This is a genomic window from Erythrobacter sp. (genome assembly GCF_011765465.1).
Taxonomy (GTDB): domain Bacteria; phylum Pseudomonadota; class Alphaproteobacteria; order Sphingomonadales; family Sphingomonadaceae; genus Erythrobacter.
The window spans coordinates 2,945,862-2,969,132 of record NZ_CP050265.1 but is presented as its reverse complement, the minus strand read 5'-3'; the positions used below and the strand labels follow the sequence as shown (position 1 = coordinate 2,969,132).

Here is a 23,271-nt window from a genome sequence, read left to right as displayed (position 1 = left end):
GCTCAGCGCTCCTTGCCGTCGTATTTCCCGGTGTTGTCGTCGTGGTTCGGCTCGCCCGCATAAGCGGAATGGTCGATCTTTCCGGTGTCTTCCATCCGGCGCATCTCCTCGACCATATCGGTTTCGTTTCCTGCGACATTGTCGATGCCGGGTGAGGCGGGCTTGCGGCTTTCGGTCCCGCCGGGTTCGCCGCTTTCGTCCGACTGCGCTTCCTCGGCGACTTCCTGCGCCTGCCGGCGGTGGTCGTCCTGTTCGTCGTTATGCGTCTCGGGCGCGAGGCCCGACTGGCGCTGTTCCTGGCTGACGGGGTTTTCCTTGCGGTCGGTCATGCAAAATCTCCTTTGCAAAACCAACGGATAGCCAGGCCCCGATGTTCCTTGGCCCCTTACTTGCCAGCGCCCCCGCTTCAGCGCGTGGGCACGGGCGCTTCGCCGCTGTAATCGTAGAAACCGCGCCCCGTCTTGCGCCCGAGCCAGCCGGCCTCGACATATTTCACCAGCAGCGGCGCGGGGCGATACTTGCTGTCGCGGGTGGTCTTGTAGAGCACCTTGATGATGTCGAGACAGGTGTCGAGCCCGACGAAATCCGCGAGCTGCAGCGGCCCCATCGGGTGATTGAGGCCGAGGCGGCAGCCCTTGTCGATGTCCTCGATCCCCGCAGTCGACTGGCCGAGCACGAACACGGCCTCGTTGATCATCGGCAGCAGGATGCGGTTGACGACGAAGCCCGGTTCGTCCTGCGACAGCACGACTTCCTTGCCCAGCCCGCGCGCGAAGGCGGTGACGGCGTCGGTCGTCTCCTGCGAAGTGGCGAGGCCCGGAATGACCTCGATCAGGCCCATGACCGGCACGGGATTGAAGAAATGCAGCCCGATGAAGCGTTCGGGATCGGGCGAATGGTTCGCCATGCGGGTGATCGGGATCGAGCTCGTGTTGCTCGCCATGATCGCATTCTCACCAAGCACCTTGCTGGCGTTCTCGAAGATCGCCTGCTTGATCTCTTCCTTTTCGGTCGCCGCTTCGATGATGAGGTCGGCGGCTTCCATCGGGGTATAGTCCGCAACCGGCGTGATCCGCGCGAGCAAGGCTTCGGCATGATCGGCCTCGATCTTTCCGCGGCCGACCAGCTTCGTCACCGCCTTCTCGATATTGGCCTTGCCCGCTTCGGCCCGTTCGAGGTCGATATCGGCGAGCATGACCTTCATTCCGTGCTGGGCGACGGTCTGGGCGATCCCGGTGCCCATCTGTCCGGCCCCGATGACGGCGACGTTCCGCATTTCAATTCCTTCGCAGCTGCAGCATCCAAGTGCCGCGCCTGTTAGCGGCAGGCGGCGCCAAAGGCCAGCGGATAGCTAGCGGTTCGCGCCGGGGACCCATTTGACGTCGGTGGAGCCATCGTCGTTGAGCACACGCGCGAGCACGAAAAGGAGGTCGGACAGGCGGTTGATATAGGCGCTCGCCGCCGGATTGACCGGGCTTTCCCCGGCGAGCGCGGTCATCGCGCGTTCGGCCGCGCGGGTCGTGGCGCGGGCGACATGGACGCGGGCCGCTGCCTCGCTCCCGCCGGGCAGGACGAAGCTGGTGAGCGGTTCGAGCCGTTCGTTGAGTTCATCGATCCGCGCCTCGATCCATTCGGCCTGCGCCGGAACCATGCGCAGCACCATTTCGGACGGAGCGAAATCCCCGTCCTCGGCGGGTGTCGCGAGGTCCGCGCCGAGGTCGAACAGGTCGTTCTGCACGCGGGTCAGCAATGCGCGGTGCGCCTCGTCCGCAATGGCGCAGACGGCAAGGCCGATCGCGCTGTTCGCCTCGTCGACCATGCCGATCGCCTCGATGCGGACGGAATGTTTCGGGATGCGTGAGCCGTCGACAAGCCCGGTCGTGCCGTCGTCGCCGGTGCGGGTATAGATGCGGTTGAGCTTGACCATGGGCGCAAGGCTTATGCGCTTGGGCCGTCTCCGTCTAGCGCGCGTCTACCGCGCGATGGCGAGAATGATCGCGACCACCACGATCGCGAGAGCCTGATACTTGATTCGCGCGAACATCGCCTTGTTCTGGGCGAGCTGCATATCGGTCGCGGTTTCGCCCTCGCCCGATTCAAGGTCGATCTTGGTGGTCTTCAGGAAGGCCACGACCCCGCGGATCAGGGACACGAGGACCATGATGCACAGGATGACGAGCGCGGGGACGAGAACATATTCCATGAGGTGAAAATGGGCCTTTCGCGGTCAGGTTCCAGCCTGCAAATGCTGCAAGCGCAATTGCCGGGCAAGCATCAATCCGTCCTCGCCCGCCTCGCGCCGGTCGGAAAGCGCGGGCGAGCCGCGCCTTTTCGAGAGCTTGCGGCCCTCCTCGTCGAGCAGCAGGCGGTGATGATGCCAGCGGGGAACGGGCAGGTCGAGCAGCGCCTGCAGCAGGCGGTGGACGTGGGTGGCGGCAAACAAGTCCAGCCCGCGCGTCACCACGGTCACCCCGTCCGCCGCATCGTCGAGCGTCGCGGCGAGGTGGTAGCTTGCGGGCAGGTCCTTGCGCACGATCACCGGGTCGCCGCCCGCCGCCGGATCGGCGCGCTGTTCGCCGGCGATCTCGTCATACCAGCGCAGCTCGCCGGTCAGCGCGAGCGCCTTCTCGACATCGAGCCGGAGCGCGGCGGGCAGTGTCGGATCGACCGTCCGGCCCTTGCAGGTTCCGGGATAGACCGGGCCTTCCGGCCCCTCGCGCGTGGCGGCGGCGGCGATTTCCCGGCGGGTGCAGGTGCAGGGGTAGAGCAGGCCCTTGTCGCGCAGCCGTGAGGCGGCCGCCTCGTAGCTGTCCAGCCGGGTCGATTGCGCCGGAACCTCCTCCCATTCGAGCCCGAGCCATTCGAGATCGCGGCGGAAGGTGTCGGCGAGCTCGGGCCGCGAACGCGGGCCGTCGATGTCCTCGATCCGCAGCAGGAACCGCCCGCCCGCCTCGCGCGCCCGGTCGTGGGCGACGATCGCGGCAAAGGCGTGGCCGAGATGGAGCGGGCCGTTCGGACTGGGGGCGAAGCGGGTGACGATTTCCACAGCGCGCGCCTTTTGCCACAAGCAGGATGGAAACCCCACTCTGCTGGCCCCCGGGAGCTCAGCCTACACAACTTATCCACAGCCGACCCACAGCTTGCCGCCGGGGATAAGCCGCCTGTCACGCCATTGACTCTTTTCCTTGCCACGCCATGCTTCGTTCAATCAGGGAGGAACGCCTAGCGTGTTTCACGCCGATCTGATCGAAAGGGCTGCGCGGTTCCGCAGCAGCGACGAAGACCCGACGCGCAACCTGTCGGCCTGTCCCGCGCTCGTGCTCAATGCGGACTATACGCCGCTGTCCTATTACCCCTTGAGCGTCTGGCCGTGGCAGACCGCGATCAAGGCGGTCTTCCTCGACCGGGTCGACATCGTCGCCAGCTACGACCGCGAGGTCCACTCGCCCAGCCTCGACATGAAAATCCCGAGCGTGATCGCGCTCAGGCAATATGTGAAGCAGAGCGAATTTCCCGCCTTCACCCGCTTCAACGTGTTCCTGCGCGACCGCTTCCAGTGCCAGTATTGCGGGAGCGGGGAAAGCCTCACCTTCGACCACGTCCTGCCGCGCAGGCTCGGCGGCAAGACGACGTGGGAAAACATCGTCACCGCCTGCGCGCCGTGCAACATGAAAAAGGGCGGGCGCACGCCGAAGCAGGCGGCAATGCCGGTGCGGATGAAGCCGATCCGGCCGACCAGCTGGCAATTGCAGCAGCATGGCAAGCAGTTCCCGCCGAACTACCTCCACGAGACGTGGCGCGACTGGCTCTACTGGGACATCGAACTCGAAGCCTGACGGGCCGATTTCCTACATCGCGCCTGCGCGCTAGCTTCGTCCCCGGGGCAATCTTGCCCGTCGCTGCTGCCAAAGCCGAAATCGCGCGCGGCCATGCCCCCTGCCACCGACTTGGGAGTGTATGGACTACGTCAACCAGCGCCCGCGCGACTCGGGCGATCAGGTGACGGCGGAACGGCGGTTGAATTCCTCGCGCCGCCATTCCTCGCTCTCCAGAACTTCGGCGAGGTGGCGGGCCGCTTCGGCGATGTCGGCGAAGGACAGGTAGGCCGGGGCGAAGCCCAGCCGCAGGATGTCGGGCGCGCGGAAATCGCCGATCACGCCGCGCGCGATGAGCGCCTGGCAGACGGGGTAGGCCTCGTTATGGCGAAAGGACAGCTGGCTCCCTCGCGCCGCGCTGTCGTCGGGGCTGACGAGGTCGAGGTCGATGCCCCGTTCGGCGAGGCATTCGAGGAAGAATTCGGATAGGGCGCGCGACTTGGCATAAAGGCGTTCGATGCCGATCCGAGCGATCAGGTCGACGCCCACCTCGAGCGCGGTCAGGCCCAGCACCGGGGAGGTTCCGCACAGCAATTGCTCGATGCCCGGAGCGGCCTCGTAATCGTCGGAGAAGGCGAAGGGCGCGGCATGGCCGAACCAGCCGGTGAGCGGCTGCGCGAGGTCAGCGTGGTGCCGCTCGGCGACGAAGGCGAAGGCGGGTGCGCCCGGCCCCCCGCACAGATACTTGTAGCCGCAGCCGACCGCAAAATCGGCTCCGACACCGGCGAGGTCGACCGGCACAGCCCCGGTCGAGTGCGACAAGTCCCACAAAACCAGCGCCCCCGCCTCGTGTGCCGCGCGGGTCAGCGCCGCCATGTCGTGCATCGCACCGGTCTTGTAATGGACATGGGTCAGCATCAGCAGCGCAACGTCTCTATCCAGCGCCTCCAGCAGCCCTTCGCGCGGGGCGAGACGGCGTTCGGCCAGACCCTGCCGTTCCAGCCCTGCGACCATGTAAAGGTCGGTCGGGAAATTGCCGGGCTCCGACAGTACGACCTTGCGCCCCGAACGCATCTCAAGCGCCGCGGCTATCAGCTTGAACAGATTCACGCTGGTCGAATCGCAGGCGATGACCTCTTGCGGGGCAGCGCCGATCAGCGGCGCGATCTTGCCGCCCACTCGCTGTGCCATCTCGAACCATCCAGCCTCGTTCCAGCTACGGATCAGCCCTTCGCCCCATTCGCCGCGCACCGCCCGCTCCATCGCCGGCATGGTCGCGCGCGGCAGAGCGCCGAGCGAGTTGCCGTCGAGATAGATCACTCCTTCGGGAAGAACGAAACGCTCGCGGAAGACGCCAAGCGGATCGGCCGCATCGAGTGCGCGGGCGCGCTCGGCAGCGGTCATGGCAGGTCCCTCAACACGGCCCGCACCGGCGAAGCATCGCCCCCGACGATGGGGAGCGGCAGGGCGATGAGTTCGTAGCGCCCCTCCTCGACGTCATCGAGCACCAGCCCTTCGAGCACGCGCATATCGTGTTTCAGGACTGCCTTGTGCGCGAGCATATCCTTCGAATCGAGCGGGTCGAGCGAGGGGCCGTCCATCCCCACCAGCCGGACGCCCTGAACGCCGAGCCACTCGATCGTCTCGGGCGCGATTGCGGTCGGCGCGGCGGGCCAGTGCTTGTGCGGAAAGGCGTCGAAGGTCCGGAACAGAACGCGGTCCGCGCCGTGAAGGTGCGGCAGGTCCCCGACCTCGACCAGCGGCCCTACCCCGCGCGCATCGACTACCAGGCACTCGCCAAGGTAGGGCGCGAGATCGACCGAGGCGATGTCGGGCGCATCGGCAGCATAATGGAGCGGGGCATCGGCGTGGGCGCCGGAATGGGTCGAAAGGGTCAGCGCCGAGACGTTGACCGGCGAGCCCTCCTCCATCTGCCATGTGCGCGCCTGCGTGAAAGCGGTGTCGCCCGGCCACACCGGCAGACCGGGATGGAGGGCTTGCGAGATGTCGCGAATCCGCCCGCTCATATCGCAGTCCTGACGCTGAGCAATTCGGGAAAGAATGCCTGCTTCAGAACGCCTTCGAGATAGGGAACGCCAGGCGTGCCGCCAGTGCCGCGCTTGAAGCCGATGATGCGCTCAACCGTCTTCAAGTGACCGAAACGCCAGCGCTGGAAATGGTATTCGAGATCGACCAGCTTTTCGGCCAGTTCGTAGAGGTCCCAGTGTGCCTGTGGCTCGCGATAGATCTCCGCCCATGCCGCTTCGACGCTGGCATCGTGCCGCCACGTTACCCCGACATCGCGTTCGAGCACCTCGGCCGAAATATCGAAGCCCCGCCGGGCGAGCAGGCGCACCGCGGCATCGTAGAGGCTCGCGCGGTTCGTCTCCGCGTCCAGCCGCTCTGCCCAGTCCTCGTTCCCGCGGTGGAGCCGCACGTGCTTCGCATCGCGCCCGCCGAGCATGAATTCCATCATCCGGTACTGCGCCGACTGGAACCCGCTCGACGAGGCGAGGTGCGGGCGAATGCGCGAATAATCGTGCGGGGTCATCGTGCTGAGAACGTCCCAGCTCTGGATCAGCTGCTGCTGGGCGCGCGCGACGCGGGCGAGCATCTTGAACGCCGGACGCAAATCGTCCGCTTCGATCCGCTCGCGCGCTTCGGTGAGTTCGTGCAGGAACAGCTTCAGCCAAAGCTCGCTCGCCTGGTGGACGATGATGAAGAGCATCTCGTCATGCGCGCCCGATGCCGGGTGCTGCGCGCCAAGGATGCGGTCGAGATCGAGATAGCTCGAATAGGTGACGTCGCGGCTCATGCCCGGCCCCTAGCGCAGGCGGGCGGGCGAGGAAACTAGCCCTCGATAACCCGCGTTTCGGGATGGTGCTTGTCGAGATGCCTTCGCAGGATCTTCAGGTTGCGAGTGTTCGAGCGGAAGACGAAGTCCGCCGCATCGCCGACCAGCGGAACAAGCCCGAGCAAGGTGTCGAAGGCGACATTCGCGCCCATGCGGGTGAGTTGCCATTTCGACAGCCCGAGATTGCGGGCTTCCCACACGATGTAGGCGCCGAGCGCCGTGGTGATGATATCGCCGAGAACGGGCACGAGCCCGATCAGCCCGTCGAGGCCGATCGGAACCTTGACGCCGGGCACGCGCAGGCTGCGTTCGAGCAGGAATTCGAGCGCCTCGACCCGCTGCCGGATCGAGGCGGGATCGGTCCCGGTCGGCAGCGACAGCGTCATCGGCCGGGCGCGCAGGGTTTCGTTCGGCGTTCGTTCCATACCCCTTATGTGGTGGGCTGGGTGAGCGGGAACAAGGGGTGGAGGCCCCACTGGTTCGCCGAATAAGGCCCGATCGCACCGCGGACGAGCGACCAGCGCACCGGCTGGCCGAATGGGATGAAGACCTCTCCTTGGACCAGCGCCTCGTGCGCCTCGATAAGAACCCGGCGCTTTTCCGCAGGATCGCGCAGCGAAAGGGCTTCCCTTACCAGCGCATCCGCATCCACCACGCACAGCCCGATTTCGAGCTCGCAATTGAGCTGGTTCAGGAACCAACGGGGTGAGGAATAGCGCGCCACCCGGTCCCGGAACACAAGGTCCGCGGATTCCCCCTCGCCAGCCCACTCGACCCGCACGCCGATCGTCTCCCATGCGCGCGCAAGCCCGCGCAGCAACAGGGCGCTGCCCGGTCCTTTCGGCAGGGCGACGCGCACGAGAGGTTCCTCGCCCGTCTCCTCGGCCCAGGCGGAAATCCGATCGGCGGCGACGCGGCGGCGCTCCTCGAGATCGAGGTCGGGCCAGCGGCTAGCCGGATAGGGGGCGGGCTGATCGAAAAGTGCCGGCGGGACGATCCATTCGGTCGGCTGCCAGCCGCCAAGACCGAAGGGCTGGATCAGCGCGGCACGGTCGATCGCCATCGAAAGCGCCTCGCGCCGCTCGGGCTCGGCGAGGAGGCCGCTGTTGTCCGTTACCACCAGACCCATCATGCCGATCGCGGGATCGACCTGGATCGTGCCGCGCGACAGCGGGCCGAGTTCGGCCAGCGGGAAGGTCGCGAGCGTGCCGTTGAGCACGAGATCGACCTCGCCCGACTGGAACGCCTCGACTGCCGCTTCGGCAGTCATGGCCCGCAGGGTCAGGGGTCGGGCGAAGTCCTCCCAGTTCTCGCGCGCGGGCAGGCCGCGCGCCTCCGGCGGGAGCGCGCTCAACCTTGCAAGCGGCTGGTCCTCGTCACGCGACATGATCATGGGGCCGGTCCCGCTCCCGCCCCTGACGAGACCGAGTTCGGGCTGGGCGAGAAGGCGCAGGAATTCGGGCATCGGGCTCGACAGGCGAAGCTCGACCACGCGGCCTGTCATCGCTCTCACGTCGGTGATCTTGGCAAGGTCGAGGCCGAGCGACGTGCCTTCGAGTGCGCGCAGGTTCGAGCGCAGGATCCGACGAACATCGGTCGCGGTGATCGGGTCGCCGTCGGGCCAGTTCGAATCGCGCAGGCGGAAGATGTAGCTGAGCCCGTCATCGGTAACGATCCAGCGTTCGGCGATCGCGGGAACGACCTGGCCCGTCGGATCGAGCGAAACCAGGCCCTCCGCCGTGGCCGCGCGCAAGTGCTGGGCAGCGGAAGAAAGGCGCACACCTTCGGCGAAGAGGCCATCGGCGCCGCCGATTACCGCCACGTCGATCGGGCCATCGTCGCGGGCTGGGCCGCAGCCGATCACTAGGAGCATGAGGAAGAGGCAGGAGAGGAATCGCATCGCGACGGTGTTAGCACCGCCCCGTTTGCGTTTCAGCGGCCAAATCCCGCCGACCGCGAAAGGGGTCGGGCTTCAGACCTTGCGCAGCGTCGCCGGGTCAGGAAGCTGCGGGGCGCGGTGGGCGTAGGAAGGATAGGAATCGGCCGCACCCATCGCACCGCTCCCGGCCGGCCGCCGCGCGCGCTGCGAATCGATCTCTTCGTCGAAAGCGACCCCGAAACGCTCATCCTGGACCCAGGCGACGCTGCCGCAGACCTCGCCAATATTGCGCAGGTCGACCTTGACGCGGTAGCCACGCTGGACGCGCACGCTGCCTTCGCCCATCATACCGCCGTCAGACAGGTTGCGCACACGCACCCGATGCACTTCGTCGGATTCCTCGAGCCTCAGGTCCGCTAGAAGGAACAGGCTGTCACGGGAAACGCTGCGCGTATCGACACCGGTCATTTCGGTTCGCCTCCACCGGACCCATGTCAGGGCCCGGCCATTCTTTGCGGATATGCTACGACCATTCCGGGTCGCAAGCAGCGGGACGACCCACTTCGACCCGCGCTCCCGGGGTTATGGCAACGCGGTAAACGGAATCTTAAAAGAAGGCCCAAGATTTACCATTGCAGCTGGCTTGTACCAGACTGAAACGACTTGAGGCGGACACGTGAATACTTAATCGTCCCGCGACACCTTTTCGCGCCGTTCGTGGGCTTCCTGCGCTTCGACCGTCATGGTCGCGACCGGGCGGGCGATCAAACGCTTCAATCCGATCGGGTCGCCGGTGACCTCGCAATAGCCGTATTCGCCTTCGTCGAGGCGGCGCAGCGCGGCATCGATCTTGGCGATCAGCTTGCGCTGGCGATCGCGGGTGCGCAGCTCGATTCCCCAGTCGGTCTCGCTCGAGGCGCGGTCATTCAGGTCGGCTTCGCGGATCGGGCCGTCCTGGAGGGATTGCAGGGTCTGGCCGGCGGCGCTGTGAATCGATCGCTTCCATTCGATCAGCAACATCCGGAAATAGGCCTGGTGCCGCTCGTTCATGTATTCTTCGTCTTCGCTCGGGACGTAATCCGGCTCGAGCATACGCTTGGCCTTTTCGAGAATGTCGATGTCGTCCGACGTAGGCGATCCCATGTGCTGCTCTTGTCCCCGCGAGTTCCTGCAGTGCCGCCCCGGATCGGCGACGCCGGCACAGTTGCGATGCCACGCCTTCCGGACAGCCGAAGCCTCGCCGCGCCTATAGGGAAGCCCTGTTTGAGGCACAAGCCGAATCGCGTCCGGGCTGCCGGGCATCGCCGAGGCGCAAGCACCACATCCGGCGAGAATAACAAAAACGTGGGTCCGTTAACCAATTATTGACCACGATCCCTGACTTCTGAAGCCGAGCGAGCCGCAAGGGGGTCGGTTTCGCGAAGAACGGGGAGTGAAGAATGAAACTCGCACCGATTAAGGGGACCGATTGCCGACCGGCCGAAGCGGCCGACCACGACCTTGCCCTGGCCGAGCGGCTGGCGGCGGCATCGCAGGGCGATGTAGCGGCGCTGTTCGATCTCGGGGTCGCCTATTCGACGGCCAGCAGCGGCGCGCCGTCCGATCTTGTCGAAGCGCACAAGTGGTTTAACCTCGCCGCCGCACGCGGGCATGAAGAAGCTGCGTGGAGCCGGGCCGACATCTCGGAGGAAATGACCGCACGCGAAATCGCCGAGGCACAGCGTCGCGCCCGCCAGTGGCTGGCGCAGGAGCGCGCCCGGGCCGCCTGACCGGTCAGTCCTCGCCCGCCTTCCTGAAAGGCGTGCGGTCGCCGAGAAACAGCTGGTCGCTGGCGACGCCCGCTCGCTCACGCTCGAGGAAATCCGCCACCGCCGCGCGGAAACCGGGGTCGGCGATCCAGTGCGCCGACCATGTCTTCACCGGCTCGTATCCCCGGGCCAGCTTGTGCCCGCCCTGTGCTCCGGCCTCGACGCGCGGCAGGCCGAGTTCGATCGCAATGTCGATCGCCTGATAATAGCACAGCTCGAAGTGCAGGAACTTAACGTCGCGGGTGCAACCCCAATAGCGCCCGTAGAGCGCCTCGCGCCCGATGAAGTTAAGCGCACCCGCGATCGGCTCCTCCCCGTCGAAAGCGAGGATCAGCACGATTCTGTCTCCCATCCGCTCGCCGAGCAGGTCGAACGCCGCCCGAGTGAGATAGGGCGTGCCCCATTTGCGCGCGCCGGTGTCCTGGTAAAAAATCCAGAAGGCGTCCCAGTGATGCGGCTTTATGTCGCCGCCGCTCAGCCGCTCGATCCGCAGCCCGTCCTGCGCGGCAGCGCGTTCCTTGCGCAGGTTCTTGCGCTTGCGCGAGGCGAGTTCGCCGAGAAAATCGTCGAAGGATGCGTAATCGCGATTGAGCCAGTGGAACTGGATGTCGTTGCGGATCAGCCAGCCCGCGTCCTCGAACAGCGCGACCTGATCTTCTTCGATGAAGGTGGCGTGGGCCGAGGAAAGCCCGTTCTGCTGGCAGACGGTTTCCGCGCCCTTGAGAAGATGGGGCGCGAGCGCCGGTTCCGACAGCAGCAGCCGCGGACCGCTCGCCGGGGTGAAGGGCGCGGCGATCTGGAGCTTGGGATAATAGCGCCCCCCGGCACGATGCCACGCATCGGCCCAGCTGTGGTCGAAAACGTATTCGCCCTGGCTGTGTCCCTTGGCATAACTCGGCAAGGCGGCACGAAGGCGGCCTTGAGCGTCGGTAACGACGATCGGGGCGGGGTCCCAGCCCGTGCCTTCGCCGACACTGCCCGAGTCCTCCATCGCGCTCAGGAATTCGTGGCTGACGAAAGGATTGCGATAGCCGCCGAGAGCGTTCCATTCGGCTGCGTCGAACTCCCCCACCGAAGGGGCAAGGCGAACGGTCAGGGAGCTGTCGCTCATGCTACGCCCTCCCCCTCGACGATGAGGGCATCGGCATGGAGCACGGCGAGCGCACGCGTTGCTGAGGAATCGACCGTCCAAGTCAAGACCGGCAGACCACCGGCGCGAAGAACCGCGACCCAGCGGTTCGGCAACGCGGCGATGTGATAGGCGAGAAAATCGGGCTTCGCGAGCCACAATGCCAGGCGCCTCTGCCAAGCCTTCTGGGTGTTCCCGCGCCCGTCTTCGCGCATCACCAGGCCGCAGGGCGTATGCGGCGCATGGCGGCGGAACCAGCGGGACACGCGCGGATCGAAGCTCATCACGGCGTGAAGGCCGCAATAGGCGTCCAGAAGGCGACTGACGCTCACGCAGCTCCACTCGACATCGTAGCCGCGCCTTGACTTGATCTCGATGAGAACGGGGACGCGCCCGGCAACGATCTCGAGGAACGTCGCCAGCCGGACGGGGCTCTGATCGGAGCCGATCAGTCCGAGCGCCTCGAGCTCCTCGGCTAGCCTTTCTTCGGTGGCTCCCGCCACTCCGGTCAGCCGCTCCAGCTCCCAGTCGTGGAAGACCATCGGGTGATCGTCCAAGCTGCGCTGGACGTCGCATTCGATCCCCATGCCCGCCGCAATTGCCGCTTCGGCGGCGGCGAGCGAGTTTTCGGGCACTCCCGGCGAGTGCAGCCCACGGTGGGCATATTCCCACTGCGTCAGCCAGTCGGGAGCGGTGCGACGCGTCATCCCGAGACGGCGATCACCGCATCGACTTCCACCGCCGCGCCCAGAGGAAGGGCAGGCACGCCCACCGCGGCGCGGGCGTGGCGGCCCTTTTCGCCGAAAACCTCGAACATCAGGTCGGACGCGCCATTGGCGACCTTGGGCTGGTCGGTGAAATCGGGCGTCGAATTGACGAAGGCGCCGAGCTTCACGACGCGCTCGACCCGTTCGAGCAGCCCCGCCTGCTTCAGCTGCGCAAGGATCATCATGCCGCAGGCGCGCGCCGCCATGATCCCGTCCTCAAGAGTGAGGTCGTCTCCGAGCCGTCCTGTCACGAGGGCTCCGTCGATGAACGGCAATTGTCCCGAGACATGGGCGAACCCGCCTTCGTGGACGACCGCAACATAGCTTGCGACCGGGGCGGCGGGCTCGGGCAGGACCAGCCCCAGTTCGGCCAGTCGTTTCTCGATCGTCATATCGCATTCCCCTCTATTCGGTCGAACAGCCAGGGCAAGGCTTCGTCCCAACGGTCGATCCGCGCTTCGGCATGACCGGCCTTGTGCGCACAGTCGATCGACCCTGCAATCATCGGTTCGCCGCACATGTGCAGGCGAACGACCTCGGGCGCGACTTCGGCGACCGAAGCATGGTGCTGGGCTAGGTCGTCGATGAACACGGCGCGGCTCGGGGCGAATTCCTCCACGATCTTCTTCAGGGCCGGCCCCTTCGGCCCCTGGTTGGTGAAGACGCGCGCATGGATGCCGAGCGCGGCGAGCTGGTCCGCCCGCTTGTCGCGCCGTTCGTCGACGAGATTGGTGAGGATCACCACGTCGGCCTGTTCGGCAAGCGCGTTGATCCCTTCCACGGCCCCCTGGATCGGGGTCTGGCGGTCCATCTCCCGATCGAAAAAACGCCCCAGCATCCGCCAGATGTCCGCCGGTTCGAGCAGGTCGCCGCTCTCCTGCCACCGCAACGCATGGGCGAAATCGTGGCCTTCGAGGTTGAAATCGACCCCCTGGCTTTCCTCGAGCCATTGCTTGAAATGCGCGACCATGTGCAACAGCACTTCGTCGCAGTCGCTGATGATCAGGGGGCGGCTCATCGGGTCAGTTCCTTCCGGGCAGAAATCAGTTCCTCGGGCGTTACGGCCAGCGCTTCGGCCGCCCTGAGGAGATCGGGTTCGTGATTGGCGAGAAAATCGAGTGCCGAGCCGAGCACGGACGGATCGCCCAGCCCTGCGCGCAGCGAATCGGGATCGAGCCCGGTCAGTTCGAGATACCGGTCCGCGCGTTCGTCGTCCTCCAGCACCCAGCCGAGCGCTGCAAGGGCGAGCGTTTGCGCGCTCAGGGCGGCGCGGCCGGGCGCGGTTTCGGGGCGATCCGGGATTGTAGCGACCTCCAGGTAGGGTTACGCTCGCTCGCAGGGCAAAACGGGGCGTGACTGTGACGAAGCGAATAATGGTGGTCGAGGACAACGACCTCAACCGGAAATTGTTCTGCGACGTGCTCAAGGCGAACGGTTTCGAAGTCGAGCCGGTTGCGGACGGGGGCAAGGTTCTCGAGACGGCGCGAGCTATGACGCCCGATCTTATCATCATGGATATCCAGCTCCCGGGGATTTCCGGTGTCGAATTGATCGAGGCCGCACGGCGCGACACGGCGCTTCGGGCAATCCCGGTGCTCGCCGTCACGGCCTTCGCGGCCAAGGGCGACGAGGATCGCATCCGTTCCGCCGGTGCATCAGGCTATCTCGCCAAGCCGGTATCGATCAGCCCCTTCATGAGTGCGGTCAAGGCGCTGCTGCCGAACTAGGTCGCCAGCGCCGACGCCTCGGCCGAATATTCCCAGGCAAAGACGATCATGGTGAGCAGGAGACCGCCGAGAAAGATCCGGTAGCCATAGGCGAGGAAGCGATACTTGCGCCGGTGCAGAACCCGACCGTTCTGGTAGATGTCATGCATCATCGTATCGAACACGGCGCCATCGTCTTGAAGTTCTTCGCGCAGGCGGGATTTCCACTGCTCTTCGTCGAGTACAGCGAAGTGCCCGAAGAAAAGCAGGTTTTGCTGCTCATCCCGCCTTGGCAGAACCCCGACGGTTGGGAGAACCGCAATCACCGCGCACAGGGAGGAGAAGAAGGCCGTTGCCGCAAGGCACAAGGTGGCAAAGGTGATCGTTTCGCCCATAAGGCGCGTGACCGACAGCGAAAAAACCACGAAGGTCGCACCGATCATGATGTTGGCCTTCTGGTCGGCCATTTGTGACAAGGTCAGTGTGTTGATCTGCGTGGTGCGCAGGAGATGGATCGCGTTGGCGGACCAATCCGGCTCTCTTGCATCTCCCTTGTCCCTGCCTTGCCCGGCATCCGCCGCATTGCCCGCCTGGTCCACCTTTGCCGCCCCCGATCTGCAACGCCCACCGATGTGCCAGCCGGTTCCGGGCTTGACAAGGCGCGCATCGAGCCGCTTTGCACACGAAGCTACGGAACCGTGCGCCCCTCCAGCGAGAAAGAACCTCCCCCGATGACCGAAGCCGATGTCGACGAGCGCATCCGCGCACTGATCGAGCCCTTCAACAAGAAGGGCATCGAGATCACGCCCGCGACCACCTTTGCCGGGGATCTCGAATTCGACAGCCTCACGGTGATGGATTTCGTTGCCGCGATCGAGGACGAATTCGACATCATCATCAGTATGAACCAGCAGGCCGAGATCGAGACCTACGGACAGCTCGTCAGCGCGGTCCACAAGCTGCAGGATAGCTGATAGAAGGCGTCGCCATGAATGACATGACTCCTCCCCCCGGCGGCGGCTCGGGAAGCGAACGCGACCTTTTCGCCAAGTTCGACCCCATTATCCAGACCCGCGAAGCGCTGCTCGCACGCGGGGTCGAGGATCCGTTCAGCCTCGTCATGGAAAAGGTGCTGAGCCCGACGCGGGCGATCTGCAACGGGCGCGACACGATCCTGCTCGGCACCTACAACTACATGGGCATGACCTTCGACCCCGACGTGCTCGAGGCAGGGAAGGAAGCCCTCGACAATTACGGATCGGGCACGACCGGCAGCCGGGTTCTCAACGGAACCTATCAGGGCCACCGCGAATGCGAGGACGCGCTGCGCGAATTCTACGGGATGGACCACGCGATGGTCTTTTCGACCGGATACCAGGCCAATCTCGGCATCATCTCGACCATCGCAGGCAAGGGCGATTACATCGTCCTCGACATCGACAGCCATGCCTCGATCTACGACGGGTGCGCCATGGGCAAGGCCGAAGTCGTGCCGTTCAAGCACAACGACATAGAGGCGATGGAAAAGCGCCTCCGTCGCATTCCCCAGGACGCCGGCAAGCTCGTCATCCTCGAAGGCGTCTATTCGATGCTCGGCGATGTCGCACCGCTCAAGGAGATGGTCGCGATCGCCAAGAAATATGGCGCCATGGTGCTGGTCGATGAAGCGCATTCGATGGGCTTTATTGGCGAAAACGGACGCGGCGTGTGCGAGGAGCAAGGTGTCATCGACGATGTCGATTTCATCATCGGCACGTTCTCCAAGAGCGTCGGCACGGTCGGCGGTTTCTGCGTGTCGAACCATCCGAAATTCGAGATCCTGCGGCTGGTTTGCCGCCCCTATGTCTTCACCGCGAGCCTGCCGCCGAGCGTGGTGGCGACCGCGGCGACCTCGATCCGCAAGCTGATGCACGGCGCGAACAAGCGCGCGCACCTGTGGGAGAATTCGAGGCGCCTCCACGCTGGATTGACCGAATTGGGGTTCAAGCTGGGCACGAACGAACCGCAAAGCGCGATCGTCGCGGTGATCATGCCCGATCTCGAGCAGGGCGCAATGATGTGGGAAGCGCTCCTGAAAGAAGGGCTCTACGTCAATCTAGCGCGGCCGCCAGCAACGCCCGCGGGCATGACACTGCTGCGCTGCTCGCTCTGCGCCGAGCATTCTAGCGAAGAAGTCGAAACTATCCTCGCGATGTTCGAACGCGCCGGCAAGGCGGTCGGGATCATTTCCTGAACCCTACCGGTCAGTCGGTGCCCTGATCGACGGGGACAGCGATTTCGCAGGCTTGTTCGCCCGCCGGTGACTCGTCGTCCGCTCCGCGTATTTGCGTGACGAAGACGAAGCCTGCAACGACCAGCACCGCGAAGGCGGTCGTCACCAGGCCGAGATAGCGCTCGATGAAGGCCTTGATCGGAGCGCCGAAGAACCTGAACAGCCCGCCGACGACCACGAAAACGAGACCGCGCCCGGCGAGGCTGGCGAGGATGAAGGGCACGAGGGCCATCTCCATGAAGCCCGCGGTGAGCGTCATCAGCTTGAACGGCACCGGTGTCGCCCCTCCGAGGAACACCGCCCATGGACCAAGCTCCGCGAACCGGCACTGGGCCGCCGGAAAGACGTCGGCGTAACCTAGAGTCGCGATCAGCCATTCACCGACACTGCCGTAAAGCCCCCAACCGATCGCATAGCCGAGCATCCCGCCGGCGACGGAAGCAAGTGTCGCAATGATGCCGAAGCGCAGCGCCTTCTTCGGCTCAGCAAGGCACATCAGGCCAAGCAGGGGATGCGGCGGTATCGGGAAAAAGCTCGCCTCGATGAAGCAGAAGAACGCCAGCCACCACTGCGCCTGACGGTGCGCGGCCTTGTCCATCGTCCAGTTATAGAGCCTGCGCAACCAAGCCAAGAGATGCGGCCTTTCCTTGAGGGGCGGCGTGGGCAGTAGGCCAGCACGCGGCCCCACGCAAGACGCATATGTTTACCATATCGGTTATTTTATATTGACACTGTGACGCTATCGGGTTAACACATATCAGTATCGCGATAGTGTCGATTCGGCGGGCACGTCCTCGTCAGCCATTCCTGTCGCGCCCCTCCCCGCTCTGATTTCCAAAGAGGCTCCTGGATGAAGGAAACGCCGCACCCGGAAGGAACCGGGTGCAAGGCCCACGAACGCGTCCATCCCCGCTGGCGGGATCTGTTCATCGCCCATCTCGAACAAAGCTCCAGCGTCGCACGCTCCGCCGAGCGCGCCGGAGTCTCGAAGGCAAGAGTATACCGTGCGCGCCGGAACGAACCCGGTTTCGCCAACGCTTGGGCGCTCGCACTCGAGCGGGGATACGAAGACCTGGAAATGGAGATGCTCCGCAGACTGCGTGAAGGCGACCTGCTTGCTCGGGAGGGCACGAAATACGAATTCGCCGCCGCGATCCGCCTGCTCGCTCTTCACCGCGATGACGCTGCGCGTTCGCAAGCGGGACGGCGCGAGGTCACCGCTGCCGAAATCAGGGCCTCGATCGACCGCAAGATCGCCGACATCAGGCAGCGGATCGCGGAGGACGCGGCCGAACCGGAACCGGACCGATGACCGAACCGCTCGAATGCCTCGCCCACGCCGCCCCGCAGCGGACCGTGGAACTGGCGGACAGGCTGACTGCCGCGGAACGCAGCGAATTCGCCTATCACTGGCGCCTTTTCGCACGTCCGGCCCAACTCGCTCCTCCCGGCGACTGGCGGGTCTGGCTGGTAATGGCCGGTCGCGGCTTCGGCAAGACGCGGGCCGGGGCCGAATGGGTGCGGGCGGTCGCGGAAGAGCATCCGCAGGCGCGCATCGCGCTCATCTCGGCTTCGCTCGAAGAGGCACGGGCCGTCATGGTCGAGGGCGAAAGCGGAATCCTCGCCTGCTGCCCGCCCGATCGCAGACCGCTGTTCGAACCATCGCTGCGCCGATTGCGCTTCGCCAATGGGGCGCAGGCGCGCCTTTACAGCGCGCTTGAGCCGGAAGCCTTGCGCGGGCCCCAGCACAGCCACGCCTGGTGCGACGAGATCGGCAAGTGGCCGGTTTCACACCAACGCGCGACGCGGTGCTGGGACAACCTGTTGATGGGGCTACGCCTTGGGCGGGAACAGCGGATCGCGGTCACGACGACACCGCGGCCCGTCCCATTGGTCGAACGCCTGCTTGAGCAGGAAAAGGACGGAGCCACGGTAGTCACCCGCGGATCGACGCACGATAACGCGGCCAATCTGCCAGAGCGGTTCCTCAAAGCGATCGAGGCCGAATTCGCGGGGAGCCAACTGGCCCGGCAGGAAATCGGCGGTGAAATGGTCCGCGACATCGACGGAGCCCTGTGGCAGCGCACGCTGCTCGATGCCGTACGAGAAAGCGGTGACTGCCCCGCGCATGGACGGGTGGTGGTAGCGGTCGACCCGCCGGCTTCGGCAGAGGGCGACGAATGCGGCATCATCGTCGCCGCGCTCGGCACCGACGGATTGTCACGCGTGCTGGCGGATTGCTCGATCGGCAATGCGACACCTGATCGCTGGGCCGCCGCGGTCGCGGCTGCGGCCGAGGGCTGGGAGGCGGACCGGGTGGTGGCCGAAGCGAACCAGGGCGGATCAATGGTCGAAAGCGTCCTGCGCGCCGCCGACCGCGCCCTGCCAATCAAGCTGGTCCACGCCAGCCGCGGCAAGGTCGCCCGCGCCGAACCTGTCGCTGCGCTCTACGGGGCAGGCAGGGTCCGGCATCGCGGGATGTTCGCCCGGCTCGAGGACCAATTGTGCGGATTGATGCTCGGAGGGGAATATGTCGGCCCCGGCCGCAGTCCCGACCGTGCCGATGCACTCGTCTGGGCGCTTACCGAACTGATGCTGACGCGCGCAGCCCGCCCGCGCGTCAGCCAGATCTAAGCGGTTCGCCCGCGACCGGAAAACAAGAAGGAATTACCATGGCTCTGCTCGACGCGCTGCTCTCCGCCTTCAAGGGCGGGGAGCGAAACCGTGTGCCGCTGTTCCCGGATACCTGCAGGGATGCCTGCCCGCCTTCGGGCCCGGAGAAACCGTCCGGGCGTTCGATTATCGCCGTGCAGTCGAGGCGGCCTATCTCGCCAACCCTATCGCGCAGCGGGCAGTCCGGATAGTGGCGGAGGGCATCGGGCAGGCCCCGCTAGCCTGCAGCAACCCGGACCTTGCCCGACTGGTCAACGCTACGAGCGCAGGCCAGCCGCTGGTCGAAAGCCTCGCGGCGCACGTCCTGCTGCACGGAAATGGCTACGTGCAGATACTCAAGGACGCATCGGGCAAACCGGTCGAACTGTTCGCGCTGCGGCCCGACCGCGTCTCGATCGTCGCGGGCTCCGATGGCTGGCCGCAGGCGTACCGTTACGAAGTCGGTGGCGAAGGCATCACGATCCCGGCAGAGGACGAGGACGGCTGGCCGGCGATCATCCAGATCAAGGCCATGCATCCGCTCGACGACCATCTCGGGGCGGGATCGCTCGCGGCGGCATACCGGGCGATCCTCGTGCATAACGCGGCCACGGCCTGGAACCAGTCGCTGCTCGAGAACGCGGCGCGGCCTTCCGGCGCGCTCGTCTATGAGGGCGAGGATGGGGCGTGCCTCACCAGGGACCAATTCGACCGGTTGAAAGAAGAACTCGAGCGAGCCTTCTCCGGGGCTCTCAACGCCGGGCGCCCCCTGCTGCTCGATGGGGGGCTGAAGTGGCAGAGCATGGCGCTGTCTCCGGCGGACATGGATTTCGCGACGCTGAAGAGCGCCGCCGCGCGGGAGATAGCGCTCGCTTTCGGGGTTCCGCCGATGCTGCTCGGCCTGCCCGGCGACAACACCTATTCGAATTATCGCGAAGCGAACCGGGCGCTGTGGCGGCTGACCTTGCTGCCGCTCGCCCACAAGCTTTTCTCGGCGCTCGGCGAGGGGCTCGAGGCATGGTTCCCGGAAGCCTCGGTGGCGATCGACCTCGATCGGATAACCGCGCTTTCCGAGGACCGCGAGCGGCTCTGGAAACAGGTCAGCGATGCCGATTTCCTGAGTCGCGAGGAAAAGCGGAGATTGCTCGGATTTTCGGCTGAGGAGAATGCCCCATGACCCGTCCCGCGATGCTCGCCACCCTGATGAAGCAGGCCAACGAGGAAGGCGCCGAACTGGTCACGCTCCGCGCGATCGTCGAGGAGACGAGCGAACTCGCCGCCGACCGGATTCTCGAACGCCTGGGGCTCGACGATGCGCAGGCCGAGGGCGATCTCGGCGAGTTGCGCGAATTGCTGCAGGCCTGGCGCGATGCCAAGGCCAGCGCGTGGAAGGCGTTCGTCGAATGGGCGATTCGCGCAGCACTCGCCCTGCTGCTGATCGGGATCGCTTTCCGCCTCGGCGTGTGGGACGTCCTGTGAACGCTCCCGCCACCTTGCGCTTCGCAGGCTATGCCGGGCTTTTCGATGTGAGCGACGGCGACCGCGACGTGATCCGGCGCGGCGCGTTCATGAATTCGCTTGCCCGCCGCGATCGCCCGTTCCCGCTGCTATGGCAGCATCGCCCCGACCAGGCGATCGGCGAAATCGAGCAGATCGCGGAGGATGATCGCGGCCTCAGGGTCATCGCCCGGGTCGACCGGGTCCATTCGCGGGCGGCGAAGCTTCTCGTGCTTGGAAAGGTCAGCGGGCTCAGTTTCGGCTATCGGGCACGCCAGGCCAAGCGATCCGAAATTGGTCGCGAACTGCTCGAAATCGAATTGTTCGAGGTCAGCCTCGTCACCCACCCGCTCCAGCATGGCGCGCGGGTCCACTTGGTCGCCTGAAACGCCCTCTTCCTTCCTCAACCTCCCCGACAGCCGCTTGCGAGCGGCTTTTTTCGTTCCAACAGAAAGGTTTATATATGGAAACTCCAGTGAACTCCGACAGCGTGCCCGCCGTCGCTCCGGCCGACCGGCTCGAGCAAAGCTTCGACATCGTCGCCCGCCAGGACCGGGCCGAAGCCGATATTCGCCAACTTCGCGGCGATGTCGACGAGGTGAAGGCCCGTCTCGACAAGGTGGCACGCGCGGCGAGCAGGCCCTCGATCGCAGGACGCGAAACCGAAAGCCCCGAGGTGAAGGGTTTCGTCGAAGGCTACCTGCGGCGCGGTCGAGAGCACGAGATCAAATCGATCAGCGGTGCGACGCCGGGCGAAGGAGGCTACGCCGTCCCGCGCGAACTCGATGCGGTCATCGCTCGCGAGCTCGCCGAGATCAGCCCCATCCGCAACATCGCTCAGGTCGTGCGGACCGGAACGTCGGGCTACCGCAAGCTCGTCGCGACCGGCGGGATCGCGTCGGGCTGGGTCAGCGAGACCGCGGCGCGGCCGGACACCGGCACCCCCAATTTCAGCGAAATCGCGCCGCCCTGCGGTGATCTCTATGCCAATCCGGCCGCGAGCCAGGCGATGCTCGACGATGTCGGTTTCGATCTCGAAGCCTGGCTCGCAGCCGAAATCGCCGCCGAGTTCGCCCGCGCCGAGGGCGAAGCCTTCATCCGGGGGACCGGGACAAACCAGCCGGAAGGGTTCCTGACCGCACCGACCAGCCTCGCCGAGGACGACACCCGTGCCTTCGGGCAGCTGCAGTACATCGGATCGGGCAATGCGGCGGGCTTCGATGCCGAGCCCGATGCCAAATTGATCGACCTGATCCATGCGCTCAAGGCGGGTCACCGGCAGGGCGCGTGCTTCGTGATGAACTCCGCGACCCTCGCCGCGGTACGCAAGCTCAAGACTTCGGACGGAGCCTTCCTTTGGCAACCCGGTCTGGTGGAAGGGCAGCCTGACCGGCTGCTCGGCTATCCGGTAATCGAAGCCGAGGATATGCCCGATATCGAGGGAGGCGCCTTCCCGATCGCCTTCGGCAATTTCCGCCACGGCTATCTGATCGCCGAACAGAGCGCGACCAAGGTGCTGCGCGACCCCTTCACGAACAAGCCGTTCGTGCATTTCTATGCGACCCGCCGGATCGGCGGCCAGGTGCTCGACAGCAACGCGATCAAGCTGCTCAAGATCGAGGCCTGACGCTGCCCGCCCGTGCCGGGGCGCGCCGGTTCCCCCTTGCCCGCGCGTCCCGGTGCCTCGCGCCCGTACCGCAATACCCCCGCGGTGCGGGCGCCTTTGCCAGTTACTCCTTTCTTTCCCCTTGGGAGACCGCAATGCGACGAACCGTCGTGCAGCCGGCCAGCCTCGCCGGAGATGCCCTTGCCGAACTCAAGGCCTGGCTCGGGATCAGCAGGCCGACCGATGACGTGATGCTCGTCGGGCTGCTTGAGGCCAGTCACGCCCTTTGCGAGGCGTTCACCGGACAGATGCCCCTCGCCCAGCTGGTGGAGGAAGAAGCCCTCTTTCTGCCGGGCACATGGCGGCTCGGCGCGGAACCAGTACGCTCTCTGGCATCGGTCGAGCGGATCGCAACCGATGCCACTCGCAGCCCGCTCGATTCGGACGACTACGAATTCACGCTGGAGCCCGCAGGCGCAGCGCGGATCGAATTCTCGGCCCGCGGCGACGGCGGCATCGTCGCGATCCGCTTCCATGCCGGAATGGCGCTTGAATGGGCCGATCTTCCCGCCCCGCTGCGCCAGGGTATGGTGCGGCTCGCCGCACATTATTTCCGCGAACGGGACCGCCCTGCCCAAACGAAATCCGAAAAGCCCGGCATCGCCGCGCCGGCCAGCGTGACGGCACTCTGGCGTCCCTGGCGCCGACCGAGGCTGGCGTGATCGAAGCCGACAGCAATGTCGATGCGTTGATAGGTCAATTGGCCCGATATGCAGGACGCTTGCGCACGATCCGGACGACGCATTCGTACGACGCTGCAGACAGCCCAAAGCCCGACTGGCGTTCGGCCGCCCACCTCTGGCCCGGCTTTGCACAGGATTGACCATGGAAAACCGATTGAGAGCTCGGCTTGTGGAGTGGCTCCGCGAGGATCCGGCGCTTGCCGCGATCAATGCCATCGAGGAGGAAAGCCCGCTATCCGCGAGCGCCCCCTGGGTGGGAATCGCAGCAAGCGCATCGACCGACTGGGGCACCAAGGACCGGCCCGGGCGCGAGGTACGCATCGCGCTCGAACTGGAGAGCCGCACCGACGATCCCGATGCCGATTCAGACCTGCTCGCAGCGATCGAGCACAGGGTGCTCGCCATGCCAACGGCCCAAGTCGGTTTCGAGATCGCCTCGGTCCGTTTTCTGCGCGCCCGCAGCGAAGCGCGCGCCAGCAATCTCAGGGGCGGCCTGCTCGAATTCCGCTTTCGCATCCTCGAACCTTCTCAGGAGTAACCACC

At 65.5% G+C, this 23,271-nt stretch carries 32 protein-coding genes and 1 pseudogene; 14 read left to right on the top strand and 19 right to left on the bottom strand.

Annotated elements, in window-relative coordinates:
- Positions 1-2: 2 nt before the first annotated feature.
- From G9473_RS14410 to gluQRS, 5 genes are all read right to left on the bottom strand, one after another.
- Positions 3-329 (bottom strand): hypothetical protein, encoded by a 327-nt coding sequence (locus G9473_RS14410; protein ID WP_291134214.1) that lies wholly within the window; start codon positions 327-329, stop codon positions 3-5.
- A 77-nt stretch (positions 330-406) separates the two neighbouring features.
- Positions 407-1,276, bottom strand: coding sequence for a 3-hydroxyacyl-CoA dehydrogenase NAD-binding domain-containing protein (locus tag G9473_RS14405; protein ID WP_291134212.1), 870 nt, complete (start codon positions 1,274-1,276; stop codon positions 407-409).
- A gap of 75 nt (positions 1,277-1,351) precedes the next feature.
- Entirely contained in the window at positions 1,352-1,927 is a 576-nt protein-coding gene (locus G9473_RS14400) for a cob(I)yrinic acid a,c-diamide adenosyltransferase (protein ID WP_291134208.1), read from the bottom strand.
- A 45-nt stretch (positions 1,928-1,972) separates the two neighbouring features.
- A complete protein-coding gene (locus G9473_RS14395; protein WP_291134206.1) occupies positions 1,973-2,203 on the bottom strand; it encodes a hypothetical protein in 231 nt (76 codons plus the stop codon).
- Positions 2,204-2,227: 24 nt separating this feature from the next.
- Positions 2,228-3,046 (bottom strand): tRNA glutamyl-Q(34) synthetase GluQRS, encoded by an 819-nt coding sequence (gene gluQRS / locus G9473_RS14390; protein WP_291134204.1) that lies wholly within the window; start codon positions 3,044-3,046, stop codon positions 2,228-2,230.
- 181 nt (positions 3,047-3,227) lie between these two features.
- Here gluQRS and G9473_RS14385 point away from each other — a divergent pair, with 181 nt between their 5' ends.
- Positions 3,228-3,836 (top strand): HNH endonuclease, encoded by a 609-nt coding sequence (locus G9473_RS14385; RefSeq protein ID WP_291134201.1) that lies wholly within the window; start codon positions 3,228-3,230, stop codon positions 3,834-3,836.
- A gap of 159 nt (positions 3,837-3,995) precedes the next feature.
- Here the strand turns inward: G9473_RS14385 and kynU are convergent, their stop codons facing one another.
- The 7 genes from kynU to dksA form a co-directional block, all read right to left on the bottom strand.
- Complete coding sequence (kynU, locus tag G9473_RS14380) at positions 3,996-5,219, bottom strand: kynureninase (RefSeq protein ID WP_291134199.1); 1,224 nt, start codon at positions 5,217-5,219, stop codon at positions 3,996-3,998.
- The gene (kynB, locus tag G9473_RS14375; RefSeq protein WP_291134196.1) at positions 5,216-5,842 is read right to left on the bottom strand and encodes an arylformamidase; all 627 of its coding nucleotides are present in this window, start codon (positions 5,840-5,842) and stop codon (positions 5,216-5,218) included. The genes kynU and kynB overlap by 4 nt, the downstream gene beginning before the upstream one ends.
- Complete coding sequence (locus tag G9473_RS14370) at positions 5,839-6,630, bottom strand: tryptophan 2,3-dioxygenase family protein (RefSeq protein ID WP_291134194.1); 792 nt, start codon at positions 6,628-6,630, stop codon at positions 5,839-5,841. The genes kynB and G9473_RS14370 overlap by 4 nt, the downstream gene beginning before the upstream one ends.
- 35 nt (positions 6,631-6,665) lie before the next feature.
- Positions 6,666-7,094 carry a DUF4112 domain-containing protein gene (locus tag G9473_RS14365; protein WP_291134191.1) on the bottom strand — a complete coding sequence of 143 codons (429 nt, stop codon included), beginning with the start codon at positions 7,092-7,094 and terminating at the stop codon, positions 6,666-6,668.
- 5 nt (positions 7,095-7,099) lie between these two features.
- Positions 7,100-8,569, bottom strand: coding sequence for an ABC transporter substrate-binding protein (locus tag G9473_RS14360; protein WP_291134189.1), 1,470 nt, complete (start codon positions 8,567-8,569; stop codon positions 7,100-7,102).
- Between the two features lie 72 nt (positions 8,570-8,641).
- Entirely contained in the window at positions 8,642-9,016 is a 375-nt protein-coding gene (locus G9473_RS14355; RefSeq protein WP_291134187.1) for a PilZ domain-containing protein, read from the bottom strand.
- 216 nt (positions 9,017-9,232) lie between these two features.
- Positions 9,233-9,691: an RNA polymerase-binding protein DksA gene (dksA, locus tag G9473_RS14350; protein ID WP_291134185.1), complete on the bottom strand. Its 459-nt coding sequence runs from the start codon at positions 9,689-9,691 to the stop codon at positions 9,233-9,235.
- A gap of 296 nt (positions 9,692-9,987) precedes the next feature.
- Here dksA and G9473_RS14345 point away from each other — a divergent pair, with 296 nt between their 5' ends.
- Entirely contained in the window at positions 9,988-10,317 is a 330-nt protein-coding gene (locus G9473_RS14345; RefSeq protein WP_291134183.1) for a hypothetical protein, read from the top strand.
- A 4-nt stretch (positions 10,318-10,321) separates the two neighbouring features.
- On the opposite strand, the gene G9473_RS14340 is transcribed toward G9473_RS14345, so the two are convergent.
- Genes G9473_RS14340 through G9473_RS14320 form a run of 5 tightly spaced genes read right to left on the bottom strand, consistent with a single transcriptional unit; the run spans position 10,322 to position 13,554 of the window.
- Positions 10,322-11,467, bottom strand: a complete 1,146-nt coding sequence (locus tag G9473_RS14340; RefSeq protein WP_291134180.1) for a GNAT family N-acetyltransferase — start codon at positions 11,465-11,467, stop codon at positions 10,322-10,324.
- The gene (locus G9473_RS14335; RefSeq protein WP_291134177.1) at positions 11,464-12,192 is read right to left on the bottom strand and encodes a glycerophosphodiester phosphodiesterase family protein; all 729 of its coding nucleotides are present in this window, start codon (positions 12,190-12,192) and stop codon (positions 11,464-11,466) included. The genes G9473_RS14340 and G9473_RS14335 overlap by 4 nt, the downstream gene beginning before the upstream one ends.
- Positions 12,189-12,644, bottom strand: coding sequence for a RidA family protein (locus tag G9473_RS14330; protein ID WP_291134175.1), 456 nt, complete (start codon positions 12,642-12,644; stop codon positions 12,189-12,191). The genes G9473_RS14335 and G9473_RS14330 overlap by 4 nt, the downstream gene beginning before the upstream one ends.
- Positions 12,641-13,270: an HAD family hydrolase gene (locus G9473_RS14325; protein ID WP_291134173.1), complete on the bottom strand. Its 630-nt coding sequence runs from the start codon at positions 13,268-13,270 to the stop codon at positions 12,641-12,643. The genes G9473_RS14330 and G9473_RS14325 overlap by 4 nt, the downstream gene beginning before the upstream one ends.
- Entirely contained in the window at positions 13,267-13,554 is a 288-nt protein-coding gene (locus tag G9473_RS14320) for a DUF3572 domain-containing protein (protein ID WP_291138506.1), read from the bottom strand. Before G9473_RS14320 ends, G9473_RS14325 begins: the two co-directional genes overlap by 4 nt.
- Before the next feature lie 56 nt (positions 13,555-13,610).
- On the opposite strand from G9473_RS14320, the gene G9473_RS14315 reads away from it, so the two are divergent.
- Positions 13,611-13,979: a response regulator gene (locus G9473_RS14315; RefSeq protein WP_291134170.1), complete on the top strand. Its 369-nt coding sequence runs from the start codon at positions 13,611-13,613 to the stop codon at positions 13,977-13,979.
- Here G9473_RS14315 and G9473_RS14310 read toward each other — a convergent pair.
- On the bottom strand, positions 13,976-14,557 hold the full coding sequence (locus G9473_RS14310) for a Pycsar system effector family protein (protein ID WP_291134167.1): 582 nt from the start codon (positions 14,555-14,557) through the stop codon (positions 13,976-13,978). The genes G9473_RS14315 and G9473_RS14310 overlap by 4 nt on opposite strands.
- 132 nt (positions 14,558-14,689) lie before the next feature.
- On the opposite strand from G9473_RS14310, the gene G9473_RS14305 reads away from it, so the two are divergent.
- Positions 14,690-14,932 carry an acyl carrier protein gene (locus G9473_RS14305; RefSeq protein ID WP_291134164.1) on the top strand — a complete coding sequence of 81 codons (243 nt, stop codon included), beginning with the start codon at positions 14,690-14,692 and terminating at the stop codon, positions 14,930-14,932.
- A gap of 23 nt (positions 14,933-14,955) precedes the next feature.
- Positions 14,956-16,191: an aminotransferase class I/II-fold pyridoxal phosphate-dependent enzyme gene (locus G9473_RS14300; protein WP_291138503.1), complete on the top strand. Its 1,236-nt coding sequence runs from the start codon at positions 14,956-14,958 to the stop codon at positions 16,189-16,191.
- 10 nt (positions 16,192-16,201) lie between these two features.
- Here the strand turns inward: G9473_RS14300 and G9473_RS14295 are convergent, their stop codons facing one another.
- Complete coding sequence (locus tag G9473_RS14295; protein ID WP_291134162.1) at positions 16,202-16,828, bottom strand: VTT domain-containing protein; 627 nt, start codon at positions 16,826-16,828, stop codon at positions 16,202-16,204.
- Between the two features lie 252 nt (positions 16,829-17,080).
- On the opposite strand from G9473_RS14295, the gene G9473_RS14290 reads away from it, so the two are divergent.
- From G9473_RS14290 to G9473_RS14250, 9 genes and pseudogenes are all read left to right on the top strand, one after another.
- On the top strand, positions 17,081-17,542 hold the full coding sequence (locus G9473_RS14290; RefSeq protein ID WP_291134159.1) for a hypothetical protein: 462 nt from the start codon (positions 17,081-17,083) through the stop codon (positions 17,540-17,542).
- Positions 17,539-18,864, top strand: a complete 1,326-nt coding sequence (locus G9473_RS14285) for a terminase family protein (RefSeq protein ID WP_291134156.1) — start codon at positions 17,539-17,541, stop codon at positions 18,862-18,864. Before G9473_RS14290 ends, G9473_RS14285 begins: the two co-directional genes overlap by 4 nt.
- 38 nt (positions 18,865-18,902) lie before the next feature.
- Positions 18,903-20,059: pseudogene (locus tag G9473_RS14280) on the top strand (phage portal protein).
- Positions 20,056-20,361 carry a DUF6127 family protein gene (locus tag G9473_RS14275; RefSeq protein ID WP_291134153.1) on the top strand — a complete coding sequence of 102 codons (306 nt, stop codon included), beginning with the start codon at positions 20,056-20,058 and terminating at the stop codon, positions 20,359-20,361. The pseudogene G9473_RS14280 and the gene G9473_RS14275 overlap by 4 nt, the downstream one beginning before the upstream one ends.
- Complete coding sequence (locus tag G9473_RS14270; RefSeq protein ID WP_291134151.1) at positions 20,358-20,765, top strand: HK97 family phage prohead protease; 408 nt, start codon at positions 20,358-20,360, stop codon at positions 20,763-20,765. Before G9473_RS14275 ends, G9473_RS14270 begins: the two co-directional genes overlap by 4 nt.
- A 77-nt stretch (positions 20,766-20,842) precedes the next feature.
- Complete coding sequence (locus G9473_RS14265) at positions 20,843-22,006, top strand: phage major capsid protein (RefSeq protein ID WP_291134148.1); 1,164 nt, start codon at positions 20,843-20,845, stop codon at positions 22,004-22,006.
- 134 nt (positions 22,007-22,140) lie between these two features.
- A complete protein-coding gene (locus G9473_RS14260) occupies positions 22,141-22,707 on the top strand; it encodes a hypothetical protein (RefSeq protein WP_291134146.1) in 567 nt (188 codons plus the stop codon).
- Positions 22,704-22,868, top strand: a complete 165-nt coding sequence (locus tag G9473_RS14255; protein WP_291134144.1) for a hypothetical protein — start codon at positions 22,704-22,706, stop codon at positions 22,866-22,868. The genes G9473_RS14260 and G9473_RS14255 overlap by 4 nt, the downstream gene beginning before the upstream one ends.
- 14 nt (positions 22,869-22,882) lie before the next feature.
- On the top strand, positions 22,883-23,266 hold the full coding sequence (locus G9473_RS14250; protein WP_367159108.1) for a DUF3168 domain-containing protein: 384 nt from the start codon (positions 22,883-22,885) through the stop codon (positions 23,264-23,266).
- The last annotated feature ends 5 nt before the right edge of the window (positions 23,267-23,271 follow it).